Source organism: Dysosmobacter sp. Marseille-Q4140 (genome assembly GCA_018228705.1).
GTDB lineage: Bacteria > Bacillota > Clostridia > Oscillospirales > Oscillospiraceae > Oscillibacter.
Genome location: CP073694.1, coordinates 2,543,244 through 2,555,581, shown reverse-complemented (window position 1 = coordinate 2,555,581; position 12,338 = coordinate 2,543,244). Strand labels below are relative to the sequence as shown.

Genomic DNA, 12,338 nt, shown 5'->3' with positions numbered 1-12,338 from the left:
TCATTCCATGGCCAGGGAGAAGGAGAAGGTGGTCACGCCGTTCTCGCTGGTCACATTGATCTTTTCCTTGTGCTGCTCCAAAATGGTCTTGACGATGTAGAGCCCCAGGCCCACGCCGTCCTTGTCCTCGCTGCGGGACTTGTCGCTCTTGTGGAACCGCTCGAACAGCAGCGGCAGTTCCTCCGGGGAGATGGTCTCCCCCAGGTTCCGCACCGTCACCCGGGCCTTGCCGTCGATGGTGGTCACGCCCAGGTACAGCGTGGTGCCGGGGGTGGCGAACTTGGCGGCGTTGTCCAGCAGGTTGTAGATCACCTGGGTGATGAGGTCCTTGTCCCCCAGCACCAAAATGGGCTCGTCAGGGATGTCGGCCTCCACGTCCAGCTCCCGCTCGGTGATCTTCTTCTCCAGGGAGATCAGCACCCGGCGCATGCTCTCGCACACGTCGAAGCGGCTGCCGCCCCGGAGGGGGTCCATGGCCTGGAGCTGGCTCACGTCCAGCATCCGCCGCACCAGGCGGCTCAGGCGCCGGCTCTCGTCGGAGATGATCTGGAGGTACTGCCGCTCGTTCTCCGGGGGGATGGTGCCGTCCAGGATGCCGTCGGTATAGCCGGCGATGGTGGTCATGGGGGTCTTGAGCTCGTGGGAGATGTTGGCGATGAACTCCCGCCGCTGGCGCTCGGTCTGCTGCAGCGTCTCGGCCATGTTGTTGAAGGAGGCCGCCAGCTCGCCCACCTCGTCGTCCCGGCCGTAATCCCGCATGCGCACGTCGAAGTCGCCCTCGGCGTAGCGGCGGGTGGCCTGTGCCATCTCCCGGATGGGCTGCACCTGCCGCATGGCGGTGACGGAGGAGGCCATGAAGGAGATCATCAGCACGACGAAGGCCGTCATGAAGAACAGCCCGATGAAGCCCTGCCACATGGAGTCCAAAGACGCGCTGGTGGACACGGCAAAGGCGATGCCGGCGGGCTCGCCGGTGTCGCCGGTATAGATGGGCACGCCCACGATGAACCGCTTGGCCTCATAAAAGCCGTCCAGGTCGCTGCGGCCGGCGGAGATGTGCTCCTCCAGCACCTCCCGGGTCATCTCATCCGGCACGGTGACCACCAGGCCCTCCATGGCCGGATCGGTGGAAAGGCCCACGTGGCCCTCGGTGTCGCAGATCAGGAAGTCCACCTCCGACACCGTGGCGGCAAAGGTGGCCAGCTGGCGCAGGTCGTCCTCCTGGCCGGTGCGCAGGTATCCGGCCGCGATCTTGGCCACCATCTCGGCCTTTTCCCCCAGCTCCTCGCTCTTCTGGCTGCGGGCGTAATTGTAGCTCAGGGAGAAGAAGGACGCGCCCAGCAGAAACAGCGTCAGCATCACCATGCCGGCGGTGACGAACAGCTGCCGCCAGTACAGCCCGCGGAACCGCTTTTTCAGTCCCTTCATCCGTCCGCCTTCTCCGCCGGCCGGGCGCCGGTCACTTCAAACTTGTACCCCACGCCCCAGACGGTCTTGAGGGCCCACCGGTCGCTGACGCCCTCCACCTTCTCCCGCAGGCGCTTGATATGCACGTCCACGGTCCGGCTGTCGCCGAAGTAGTCGAAGCCCCACACCTCGTCCAGCAGCTGATTGCGGGTGTAGACCCGGTTGGGCGTGGAGGCCAGGTGGTAAAGGAGCTCCAGCTCCTTGGGGGGCGTGTCGATCTTCTTGCCGTCCACGATCAGCTCGTAGGAGTCCAGGTCGATGACCAGTTTGTCGAAGGTCAGCCGCTTGGTGGTGTCGTTGGGGATCTCCGTCCGCCGCAGCACGGCGTTGATCCGGGCGATCAGCTCCTTCATCTCGAAGGGCTTGACGATGTAGTCGTCGGCGCCCATCTCCAGGCCCTGGATCCGGTCGAACACCTCGCTCTTGGCGGTCAGCATGATGATGGGGACCTTGCTGGTCTCCCGGATCTTGGCGCAGACGGACCAGCCGTCCATCACCGGCAGCATGATGTCCAGCAGGATCAGGTCCGGCGCCTGCTTCTTGAACTCCTCAATGGCCTTTCCCCCGTCGCCGGCGATGCGGACGTCGAAGCCCTCCTTCACCAGATACATGTGGATCAGGTCGCAGATGTTGCGGTCGTCCTCTACCACCAGAATGTTACGGCCCATGGCGATCCCTCCAGTTTCTTACAGTTCTGTCTCTCATTATACCCGTTTTGGCCGGGCGGTGTTGAATATTCTGTGAATTCCCCGCTCAGGTGGTCTCCGTCAGGGCCAGGCAGCGGTCTCCGGACTGGCGCAGGCCGGTAAGGAAGGCCCGCAGCCCGGCGGCGGTGGCGCCGTCGCCCAGCCATACGCTGACACTCCCGCTCCGCTCGCCTACCCGGCGCGCCAGCACCTCGGCGGCAGAGCTGTTGGACAGCGGATAGATGGAGCGGTCCAGATCCTCCCACAGACACACGTAGCCCATCTGCTCCACCTCGGCGGCGGTCTGGTCGGAGACGTTCTCCAGCCGGGCCAGGCGGGTCCTGCCGCAGGTGGCGGCCTCCAGGGCGGCGTTGCCCGCCGCCAGCTGCTCGGCCACGGTCGGCCCAGCCGCCGCGTCCGCCAGGATGCCCACGGCCTGTCCCGTGGCGGTCATCCGCCGCAGGAGAGCTCCCTCCCGCTCCAGAAAGTCCACGGTGCAGTAAAAGGCCGCCTGGCTGCCGTACTGGTCCAGCGCGTCCAGCAGGGCAGACACCGCGGAGCCGTCCGCCGCCTCCAGGCACAAATACACCCGCTGGCCGGAGGTGGTCTGGGCGGCGCCGCCGGTGCTCTCCTCCCCGGAAGAGGCGTCCCCCTGGCCCTGCTCCTTCAGATACTGGCTGTACCGGCTCTCCATCTGGTAGCTGGCGGCGTCGGCAAAGATCCGCTCCGACATATCCGCGCTGTGGGTCCGCACCCACACCAGATACCCCCGGGACACCTCGATGACGGTGTAGACCAGGTCGAACACCCGGGCCACCAGGGAGATGGGCAGGAACGTGACGCCGCCCCGCTGGATGGCCTTCTGGAAGTACATGTTGCCGTTTTTGTCCACGGCGAAGTCCTTGCTCAGGTCAAAGCTGAGGGTCTGGAACTCCGTGCCGCCTCCGTAGAGCAGCAGCGTGGTGCCGCCGCCGGAGCTGGTGACGGTCACTCCCACCTGCAGGTCCCGGTTGGCGCCGGTAAAAATGCTGGAGGGCACATACAGGTAGCCGCCGGACCAGAAGGGCATGGTGGCGTCCGACAGTTCCAGGACGTTTTTGTTGACGGCGGTGAAATACACCGACCCGGCGGCGCCCGCCGGCACCGCCAGCTGCAGCATCAGCGCCGCGCAGAATAGCGCCGCCAGCAGTTTTCGTCTCATGGGCCCCGCCTCCTCTCCGCCGGCTCCACCGGCAGCTTTAAACAAGTTATTTTAGCATATCCGGCCGTTCCTTGTAAAGCCTTCACCCCTCCCCGGGGACATAGGGCTCCACGGTGACGCCGGTGTAGTAGTGGGTCAGGATCTCCCGGTAGTCTGCCCCCTCCGCCGCCATCTGGTTGGCGCCGTACTGGCTCATGCCCACGCCGTGGCCGAAGCCGGTGACGTAGAACACCAGCGTCTGCTCCTGGATCTCCCACTCGAAGCAGGCGGACCGCAGGCCCAGGATGCTGCGCACGGTGCTGCCCTTGACGGCCACGCCCCCCACCTCCACGGTCTCCACGCTGCCGGCAGTGTCGGTGACGGCGTTTTGGAGCCAGGTGTCCATGGGGCCTGACAGGTCTGCCTCCGGCAGGGCGGAGAGGACCTTCTCCCGGAACTGCTCCGCCGTGAACTCCGCCCGGCTGTAATAGTTGGGGATGGCGTCTCCCTGCTCCGGGGACGACACCGCCTGGAGGTAGGGCAGGTCGCTGACCCACACCTCCCCGGCGGTGCGGGTCTGCCCGGCGGAGGAGGAGTGGAACACTGCCAGGATCGGTACGCCGTCGTAGAGGATGGTCTCTCCGTCGGTGTCGTGGACCGCCGCCTCGATCTTGGCCTCGTTTTCATCGGCGTCCGCGCCCCAGTTCTCCCGGGCCCGGTCCTCGGCGATGTAGGCCTGGCAGCAGGTGGAGTCGGTGCAGATGTCGGCCTCCTCGCCGTGGTTGCCGCCGGTGCGGATCTTATACAAGGTATAGGTCCGGGCGGCCACCGCCTGGGCCTTCAGGGCCTCCGGCTCGAAGGAGGCGGGCATCTCCGCCCGGACCACCGCCACCAGATAGGTTCCCAGGTCCATCTCCTCCACCGTGTCCCCGTCCAGCACCCGCAGCGTGACGGAGGCGTCCAGCTCGCCGGGGACAAAGGGCTCCGCCTCGTGCTCGTCCACCGTGTCCCGGGCGGAAAAGAGGCTGTCCCGGAAGGGGACCACCACCGCCAGGGGCAGCAAAAACAACAGCGCCAGCAGCGCCGCGGACACCGCGGCGGTCTGGCGGAACTGAGATGTGCGCTTCATGTACTTCCTCCTCTTTCGTCTCCGGGCCTGTCCCTTTCCTCACTGTATGCGCCTGGCCGGGAGAACATGAGACCGGCATGGACAAATATTTCCCGCCGTGGTATACTGTCCTTTGAAATTCCAACAGACAAGGAGATCTCTCCTATGAGACGATATGCTGTGTTCCCCATCCTGGCCCTGGGCGGCGGCTGCGCCGCCTTTGCCCTGCGGCTGGCCCAGTGGCGCACCGGCTTCGAGCCGGACACCGGCCTGCCCGTCCCCGGCTGCCCCTTCGGCATCGCCGCGGCGGTGCTGGCAGCGGCGGTCTTTGCGGCGGGCCTGCTGCTGGTCCGGCGGCTGCCGGAGCAGGCGGAGGACGCCCCCCTCTTTCCCGCGGGCTTCTCCACCGCCGACGCCGGGCTGCTGACCCTGGCGGTGGCGGGCGTGTTTTTGATCGCTGCGGCGGGCCTGGCGGACCTGGCCGCCGGTATGGGGGTGCAGGGCCTGCCCGGTATGGCGCTGCTCTCCGCCGCGGACCGGCGGGAGCGGCTGCTGCTGGGGGCGCTGACGGCGGCAGCAGGCGTATTTCTGTTCCCCGCAGCGGCGGCCTGCCGCAGAGGCGGCCGCGAAAAGCCCAGAGCCTTTAACGGCGCGGTGCTGCTGGCGCCGGTGGTGTGTCTGGTGGTGCGGCTGGTGCTGGTGTACCGGCAGGACTCCACCAATCCGGTCCTGGCTGCCTTCTGGGTGGAGGTGCTGGCCCTGGTGCTGACGATCCTGGCCCTGTACCGGCTCTCCGCCTTCGCCTACGGCGCGGGCCGGACCCGGCGCTTCGTGCTCTATGCCGTGCCCGCCGTGACGCTGTGTCTGGCCTCCCTGGCCGACGGCGGCCTCAGCGCGGTCCTCTTCAACGGCGGCGCCGCCCTGACCCTGACGGGCTTTCTGCTCCAGCATCTGGCCGTCCTGGGCCGCTGCGGAGACGCTCAATAGACAATATACCACAAAAACCCCGCCGGAAACACCTGTTCCGACGGGGTTCATGGTTCTTTTACAACTTTTCCAGAAACAGGAATCGGTCCGGGCGGCAAGCCTCCCCTCCGCCCGGCGGACAATGAGAACAGGGCCAGCCTTCCGGCTGGCCCTGTTCCCTATTTTTTGGAAGATTGGATGAAAAGAAGTTTTGTCTCTTGCAAGTATCACGATACCCGAGAGTTGTTAACCAAACCAGCGGCAATTGTTACAAAAGTATTAAATCCCATCAGAGGCATCGGTTTTTTTCTCCCGCAGCCCGGCGAAGAACTTCGCCAGCTCCGCCCGGCATTCCTCCCCCAGCACGCCGCCCACCAGGGCGGGGCGGTTGGGGAACTCCTCCATGAAGAGGTTCGTCACGCCGCCGCAGGCGCCGAAGGCCGGATCCCGTGCACCGTACCACACCCGGGCGATCCGGGCGTTGAGGATGGCCCCGGCGCACATGGGGCAGGGCTCCAGGGTCACGTACAGCTCGCAGTCCTCCAGCCGCCAGGTGCCAAGGGCCTCGTTGGCCCGGGCGATGGCCTCCATCTCCGCGTGGGAAGCGGTGGCGCGCTTTTCCTCCCGCCGGTTGCGGCCCCAGCCCACGATCTGCCCATTCCGCACGATGACGCAGCCCACCGGCACCTCCCCGGCGGCCGCGGCCTCCCGGGCCAGGGCCAGAGCCTCCTCCATGAAGCGCTCCTGCTCCGAGTGCATCTTGTCCCCTCCTGTCGTATGAAATCTGGCATATTTGTCCAAACTTCCCATACATAAACCATAGGAGGGACACTGCCATGAAAACCGTTCTCTTTTCCGGAAAGACCCGGCCGGACCCGGAGCTGCTGATCCTGAAAGAGGAGCTGCTGGCGGCCCAGGCGGACCTGGCCAACGCCTACCGCCAGTTCGACCAGGCCCTGGACCCGGAGCTGGTGGAGTCGTGCATCTATCAGATCAGCGCCGTGAAAGCCCGGTGCAACTATCTCATCCGCGCCATCAAGGAACGCAGCCCCACGGCGGAGGCCGCGGCGGGGCTGGAGGGGGAGGCCGCATGGACCTGAACCAGAAGATCATCGCCGCCATCCTGGCGGGGTTCTTTCTCATCGCCCTGATCCGCGTGTTCAGCGCCCCCCTGCGCCTGGCGCTGAAGCTGCTGGCCAACACGGCCCTGGGGTTCCTGGCCCTGTGGGCCGTGGGCCTGACCTCCGGCGTCACCGGCATCGCCCTGGGGCTGAACCTTTGGAACGCCCTGGTCATCGGCATCCTGGGCCTGCCGGGCTTCGCCCTGCTGCTTCTGGTCCAATGGGTGCTCTAGCTACATACGCTTCCCCCATGCCGGGCGGTCCAGGGCCGTCCGGCGCTTCTTTTTTTGGAAAGAAAAAATCGAGCATCAGCATTTGCGAGATATCGCGAGAAAATCAAAGATATTACGAGCTTTCCGCGTGGTAAATCAAATTCCTGTTGACAAGCCCGTTTCCCGGTGATATAAATAGTGATGCTCCGATTTTAACCCGGAGCTCTTGATTTGTAAAGCGAATACAAATATATCATACGGAGGAAACACCATGTCCACTTTTATGGCAAACAAGGCCAACATCGAGCGTAAGTGGTACATCCTGGACGCCGCCGGCAAGCCCCTGGGCAAGACCGCCGTCCGGGCTGCCGACCTGCTGCGCGGCAAGCTGAAGCCCACCTACACTCCCCACGCCGACTGCGGCGACAACGTCATCATCATCAACGCCGGCAAGGCTGTCCTGACCGGCAAGAAGGGCGAGCAGAAGTTCTACCGCACCCACTCCGGCTGGGTGGGCGGCCTGAAGGAGACCCCCTACCGCATCCTGATGCAGGAGAAGCCCGAGCTGGCCCTGCGCGTGGCCGTCCGCGGCATGCTGCCCAAGAACACCGTGGGCAAGGATTCCCTGAAGCGCCTGCACATCTATGCCGACGCCAACTACGAGCAGCAGGCCCAGAAGCCCGTCGCCCTGGACGTGGAGTAAGGAGGATATCGAGAATGTATCAGTCTAAGAAGCCCTACCTGTACGGTACCGGCCGCCGGAAGTCCTCCGTGGCCCGCGTTCACCTGTTCCCCAACGGCACCGGCTCCATCACCATCAACGGCCGGGACATCGACGATTACTTCGGCCTGGACACCCTGAAGATGGTGGTCCGTCAGCCCCTGGAGGCCACCGGCAACACCGGCAAGATGGACATCGTGGCCACCGTCACCGGCGGCGGCGTCTCCGGTCAGGCCGGCGCCCTGCGCCACGGCATTGCCCGCGCCCTGCTGCTGGCCAGCGAGGACAACCGCCCCATCCTGAAGAAGGCCGGTTTCCTGACCCGCGATCCCCGCATGAAGGAGCGCAAGAAGTACGGCCTCAAGGCTGCCCGTCGCGCGCCTCAGTTCAGCAAGCGCTGATTTCAATTCAAAACAGCTCAAAAACCCCGAAACCATGCGGTTTTCGGGGTTTTTCCTTTTCAGATTGTTTGCCCTGTTTTGGCATAGTCTGACCCGTTTTGAACCATTTTTTATGGGTTAAATTAAGGACAACCCCCCCAAAAACGGGGGCTAATGGGTTAAATCATAGGACAACTTTTTTGCCCCTGCCCCCTCCCAAGAGGTCATTTTTGCTTTTTTGCCCCTCTGAAATTTTATGCAAAATCGGTTTGGCAGAGTTTGGCCAAATCTGAACAAATGAATATGATTTTATTGCGAAAGCGTTCAGCCTTCCAGCTGGGCGATTTTTGCATTTCCGGGAACCGACGTTCCGGGATCAGAAAAAGCCGTCACTCTTTTTTTCAAGAAAGCAGTGGCGGCTTTTTCTATTTCCAGAACCAAACACGACCAACAGAAACGAGGTGAAATATGATGAACACGCAAATCATCGCCGTCGCCAACCAGAAGGGCGGCGTCGGCAAGACAACGACCTGCGCCAACTTAGGGATAGGGCTGGCCCAGGCCGGGAAGAAGGTCCTGCTGGTGGACGCTGACCCCCAGGCCAGCCTGACCATCAGCCTGGGTAATCCCCAGCCGGACAAGCTGCCCTTTACCCTCTCGGACGCGATGGGCCGTATCCTGATGGACGAGCCGATACGCTCCGGCGAGGGCATCCTGCACCACCCGGAGGGCGTGGACCTGATGCCCGCTGACATCCAGCTCTCCGGCATGGAGGTATCGCTGGTGAACGCCATGAGCCGCGAGACTGTCCTGCGGCAGTATCTGGACACCGTGAAGGGACAGTATTCCCATATCGTGATTGACTGCCAGCCCTCCCTGGGAATGCTCACGGTCAACGCCCTGGCAGCCGCCAACCGGATCATAGTCCCCGTCCAGGCGGAGTATCTGCCTGCCAAGGGCCTGGAACAGCTGCTCCAAACCGTAAACAAGGTGAAGCGGCAGATCAACCCCAAGCTCCAGATCGACGGCATACTGCTAACGATGGTGGACAACCGTACCAACTTTGCCAAGGAGATCGCCGCCCTGCTGCGGGAGACCTACGGCAGCAAAATCACGGTTTTCAAAAGCGAGATTCCCCATTCTGTCCGGGCCAAGGAGATCAGCGCCGAGGGCAAGAGCATCTTTGCCCATGACCCCGGCGGCAAGGTGGCCGAGGGCTACAAAAATCTGACCAAGGAGGTGTTGAAACTTGAAAAGCAGCGCGAAAAAAGTAGAGCTGGCATCGGTAGATGATTTGTTTACCACCGAGCAGGAGCGCCAGCAGGCTGGTGAGGAGCGTGTTGTCCGTGTTCCGCTCTCGCAGCTCCATTACTTTAAGGGCTATCCGGCAATGCAGACAGAAGTGCCTTTTGCTGGTCAGCCCTACCGTGTCAAGGACGACGATCCTAAAATGTTAGAAACGCTGGATAGCGTCAGGCAGCGCGGTGTTCGCACTCCTGGGCTTGTGCGTCCCGACCCGGATGGAGGGTATGAGATCATTTCCGGCCATCGGCGGCACCGTGCCAGCGAGTTAGCGGGTTTAGAGGATATGCCCGTCATTATCCGAGAAATGAACGATGAAGAAGCTGTCATTGAGATGGTGGACGCAAATATCCAGCGTGAAGATGTTTTGCCCAGCGAAAAAGCATGGGCTTATCGCATGAAGCTGGAGGCTATCAAACGGCAAGGAGAACGGACCGATTTAACTTCGGCCCAAGTTGGGCCGAAGTTGACTGCGGCAGAAAAAATTGCAGAAAACAGCCCTGATAGCAAATCACAGGTCAAGCGATATATCCGCCTGACGGAGCTTATCCCCGAACTGCTGGATATGGTGGATGAAAGGAAAATTGCCCTTAATCCGGCCTATGAGCTGTCTTTCCTCAAAAAAGAGGAACAGCGGGATTTGCTGGACGCGATGGACAGCGAGCAGGCCACCCCCTCCCTCTCCCAGGCCCAGCGGCTCAAGAAATACAGCCAGGAGGGGCACCTGACCCTGGATATGATGCGCGTCATCATGGGTGAGGAAAAGAAAAGCGACCTGGACCGGGTGACTTTCACCTCCGACACCCTGCGGAAGTATTTCCCCAAGAGTTACACGCCGGCCAAGATGCAGGAAACGATTATCAAGCTGCTGGAACAGTGGCAGCGCAAGCGTCAGAGAGACCAGCAGCGGTGAAAGGAGCGCCTATGAGGGATATTTCAGCCCGTGAGCTGAAAGGACACAACATTTTGGCTGTGGAGCGTTTTCGGGACAACACCCGCTGGATGATCGAGTTTTCCGTCCTGCGTCCCTGCTCCTACGGCAGCCCCGGTGATGAAATGCGGCTGTTTCTCACGGAGGACGGGTATCAGGCCGCCCTTCTCAGGCAGAAGCGCCGGGAAATCAAAATCAAGCGGTATGCCCATGTTGTGGAAGGGCATATCATCGACTTCAAGCCGAAAAAGAATCGCCACCCGTAAACCACCCCTACCAAGAAAGGACTGAACTATGTGTACCGTTAAAGACATCCAGGAAGCGATCCGGGAACACTGCCAATCTCAGCAGGACATGGAAAGCGTCGAGATCGACCGGGTGATGCAGCGCCTGCCTTTTGGCACCGCCCAGGACATCTTCTACCGGCCACCTGCGCCGAGGCCGCCCTATGCTTCGCACAGCTGGAAATACAGAATCTGACCGCCGCAGTCTTTTTTTGAAGATTGCGGCTTTTTTCATGCCACAAATGCCGAGAGGAGTGATGAAATGGCCGTTTTTCGCATTGAGCGGACCCGTGATTACACCGTGATGAGCAATCACCATTTACGCAACCGTGCGTTATCCCTGAAGGCCAAGGGGCTGCTCTCCATGATGCTGTCCCTGCCGGATGACTGGAACTATACCACCCGCGGCCTTGCAAAAATCTGCAAGGAGGGCGTGGACGCCATCGGCGGCGCGCTGCGGGAACTGGAGGGTGCCGGTTATATCGTGCGCCACCAGCTGCGGGACCGGCAGGGCCGGATCAGCGACACCGAGTATGTGATTTATGAGCAGCCCCAGCTACCGGAGACGCCTGGGCCGGATACGGCTGGGCCAGATACGGATTCACCAGATACGGAAAACCCGTATATGGATAAACCGGATACGGAAAAGCCCGCAGAATTAAATATAGAGAAATCAAATACCCAAAAATCAAAAACTGATCCATCAAGTACCGATTCCATTCCCTTCCGGGGAACAGCGGCGGCCAGGCCGCCGGAACGGAAAGGAAGGGATGCGATGTCGATGGAGGAAATGCAGAATTATCGGGAATTGATTTTGGACAACATCGAGTACGACCACCTGTGCCGGGAGTTTGCCACCTACCGGGAGGATCTGGACGAGATCGTGGAGCTGATCGTGGAAACGGTCTGCGCCAAGCGGAAAACCACCCGGATCGCAGGTGGTGACTTTCCCCATGAGGTTGTACGGTCCCGATTTTTAAAGCTGGACAGCAGCCACATCGAATTTGTCATGGAGTGCCTGCACAACAACACCACCGAGGTCCGCAACATGAAGCAGTACCTGCTGACCGTGCTGTTCAATGCGCCCACCACCATGAGCAACCATTACACTTCCCAAGTAAATCACGATATGTATGCAGGCGGCTGGTAAAGGCCGCTTTTTTACTGCATCGCCCAAGGAGGCACGATATGAATCAGATGGAAATTTTCAAAAACCCGGAGTTTGGCAGCATCCGCGCCGTAGAGATTGATGGCGAACCCTGGCTGGTGGGCAAGGACGTAGCTCTGGCGTTGGGGTACAAAAATGCCAAGGATGCGCTGTCAGCCCACGTCGATGCCGAGGACAAGCGGATTGTCCAAAGGTCGGAAAACGCGACCTTTGACATCCCGAACCGTGGAATCACCATCATCAATGAATCCGGTCTGTATTCCTTGGTGTTGTCCAGCAAGCTCCCCAAAGCAAAGCAGTTTCGCCGGTGGGTTACGTCTGAGGTGCTGCCCTCTATCCGCAAGCACGGGGCCTACATGACCAAGGAAAAGCTGTGGGAAGTCGCCACCTCGCCGGAGGCGCTGATGAAGCTCTGCTCCGACCTGCTGGCTGAGCGGGAGAAAAACGCGGCGCTGCGGGCGGACAATGCCCGCCTGAAAGGCAAAGCGGCTTACTACGACCTGTTCATCGACCTGCACCACAGCACCAACCTGCGTACCACCGCCAAAGAGCTGGTCGTGCCGGAGCGGCAGTTTGTCCGGTTTCTGCTGGAACAGCGGTTTGTCTACCGCACCCCCTCCGGCTGCGTGCTGCCCTATGCCAAAAGCAGCAATGAGGGCCTGTTTTGCGTGAAGGACTACTACCGCAACGGCCATTCCGGCTCCTATACCCTGGTAACGCCCAAGGGCAAGCTCTACTTTGCCGATCTGCGTGACCTGATCCTGGTGACAGTATGAGGCACCGGCATCTGCTGCGGCGGCTGGTGGTCCCGC

16 protein-coding genes are annotated in these 12,338 nt (G+C 61.7%); 11 read left to right on the top strand and 5 right to left on the bottom strand.

Annotated features, from left to right (window positions below; all coding sequences use genetic code 11):
• From KFE19_12655 to spoIID, 4 genes are all read right to left on the bottom strand, one after another.
• Nucleotides 1-1,428, bottom strand: coding sequence for a HAMP domain-containing protein (locus KFE19_12655; protein QUO37230.1), 1,428 nt, complete (start codon nucleotides 1,426-1,428; stop codon nucleotides 1-3).
• Nucleotides 1,425-2,135: a response regulator transcription factor gene (locus KFE19_12650; protein ID QUO37229.1), complete on the bottom strand. Its 711-nt coding sequence runs from the start codon at nucleotides 2,133-2,135 to the stop codon at nucleotides 1,425-1,427. The genes KFE19_12655 and KFE19_12650 overlap by 4 nt, the downstream gene beginning before the upstream one ends.
• A gap of 85 nt (nucleotides 2,136-2,220) precedes the next feature.
• Nucleotides 2,221-3,354 (bottom strand): hypothetical protein, encoded by a 1,134-nt coding sequence (locus tag KFE19_12645; protein ID QUO37228.1) that lies wholly within the window; start codon nucleotides 3,352-3,354, stop codon nucleotides 2,221-2,223.
• An 82-nt stretch (nucleotides 3,355-3,436) separates the two neighbouring features.
• Nucleotides 3,437-4,462, bottom strand: coding sequence for a stage II sporulation protein D (gene spoIID, locus KFE19_12640; GenBank protein ID QUO37227.1), 1,026 nt, complete (start codon nucleotides 4,460-4,462; stop codon nucleotides 3,437-3,439).
• Nucleotides 4,463-4,606: 144 nt separating this feature from the next.
• Between spoIID and KFE19_12635 the strand changes: the two genes are divergently transcribed.
• Nucleotides 4,607-5,428, top strand: coding sequence for a hypothetical protein (locus tag KFE19_12635; protein ID QUO37226.1), 822 nt, complete (start codon nucleotides 4,607-4,609; stop codon nucleotides 5,426-5,428).
• 258 nt (nucleotides 5,429-5,686) lie between these two features.
• Here KFE19_12635 and KFE19_12630 read toward each other — a convergent pair whose 3' ends face one another.
• The gene (locus KFE19_12630; protein QUO37225.1) at nucleotides 5,687-6,166 is read right to left on the bottom strand and encodes a nucleoside deaminase; all 480 of its coding nucleotides are present in this window, start codon (nucleotides 6,164-6,166) and stop codon (nucleotides 5,687-5,689) included.
• A gap of 77 nt (nucleotides 6,167-6,243) precedes the next feature.
• Here KFE19_12630 and KFE19_12625 point away from each other — a divergent pair, with 77 nt between their 5' ends.
• From KFE19_12625 to KFE19_12580, 10 genes are all read left to right on the top strand, one after another.
• Nucleotides 6,244-6,507 carry a DUF2508 family protein gene (locus KFE19_12625; protein QUO37224.1) on the top strand — a complete coding sequence of 88 codons (264 nt, stop codon included), beginning with the start codon at nucleotides 6,244-6,246 and terminating at the stop codon, nucleotides 6,505-6,507.
• Nucleotides 6,498-6,761, top strand: coding sequence for a pro-sigmaK processing inhibitor BofA family protein (locus KFE19_12620; GenBank protein ID QUO37223.1), 264 nt, complete (start codon nucleotides 6,498-6,500; stop codon nucleotides 6,759-6,761). The genes KFE19_12625 and KFE19_12620 overlap by 10 nt, the downstream gene beginning before the upstream one ends.
• 250 nt (nucleotides 6,762-7,011) lie before the next feature.
• On the top strand, nucleotides 7,012-7,443 hold the full coding sequence (gene rplM, locus KFE19_12615) for a 50S ribosomal protein L13 (GenBank protein ID QUO37222.1): 432 nt from the start codon (nucleotides 7,012-7,014) through the stop codon (nucleotides 7,441-7,443).
• Nucleotides 7,444-7,457: 14 nt separating this feature from the next.
• Entirely contained in the window at nucleotides 7,458-7,862 is a 405-nt protein-coding gene (gene rpsI / locus KFE19_12610) for a 30S ribosomal protein S9 (GenBank protein QUO37221.1), read from the top strand.
• A gap of 450 nt (nucleotides 7,863-8,312) precedes the next feature.
• Complete coding sequence (locus KFE19_12605; GenBank protein QUO39625.1) at nucleotides 8,313-9,134, top strand: ParA family protein; 822 nt, start codon at nucleotides 8,313-8,315, stop codon at nucleotides 9,132-9,134.
• Entirely contained in the window at nucleotides 9,091-10,056 is a 966-nt protein-coding gene (locus KFE19_12600; protein QUO37220.1) for a ParB/RepB/Spo0J family partition protein, read from the top strand. Before KFE19_12605 ends, KFE19_12600 begins: the two co-directional genes overlap by 44 nt.
• An 11-nt stretch (nucleotides 10,057-10,067) precedes the next feature.
• Complete coding sequence (locus KFE19_12595) at nucleotides 10,068-10,340, top strand: hypothetical protein (GenBank protein ID QUO37219.1); 273 nt, start codon at nucleotides 10,068-10,070, stop codon at nucleotides 10,338-10,340.
• A gap of 28 nt (nucleotides 10,341-10,368) precedes the next feature.
• The gene (locus tag KFE19_12590; protein ID QUO37218.1) at nucleotides 10,369-10,554 is read left to right on the top strand and encodes a hypothetical protein; all 186 of its coding nucleotides are present in this window, start codon (nucleotides 10,369-10,371) and stop codon (nucleotides 10,552-10,554) included.
• A 66-nt stretch (nucleotides 10,555-10,620) separates the two neighbouring features.
• Nucleotides 10,621-11,508 carry a helix-turn-helix domain-containing protein gene (locus KFE19_12585; GenBank protein ID QUO37217.1) on the top strand — a complete coding sequence of 296 codons (888 nt, stop codon included), beginning with the start codon at nucleotides 10,621-10,623 and terminating at the stop codon, nucleotides 11,506-11,508.
• 38 nt (nucleotides 11,509-11,546) lie between these two features.
• Nucleotides 11,547-12,302 (top strand): phage antirepressor, encoded by a 756-nt coding sequence (locus KFE19_12580; protein ID QUO37216.1) that lies wholly within the window; start codon nucleotides 11,547-11,549, stop codon nucleotides 12,300-12,302.
• Nucleotides 12,303-12,338: the final 36 nt, after the last annotated feature.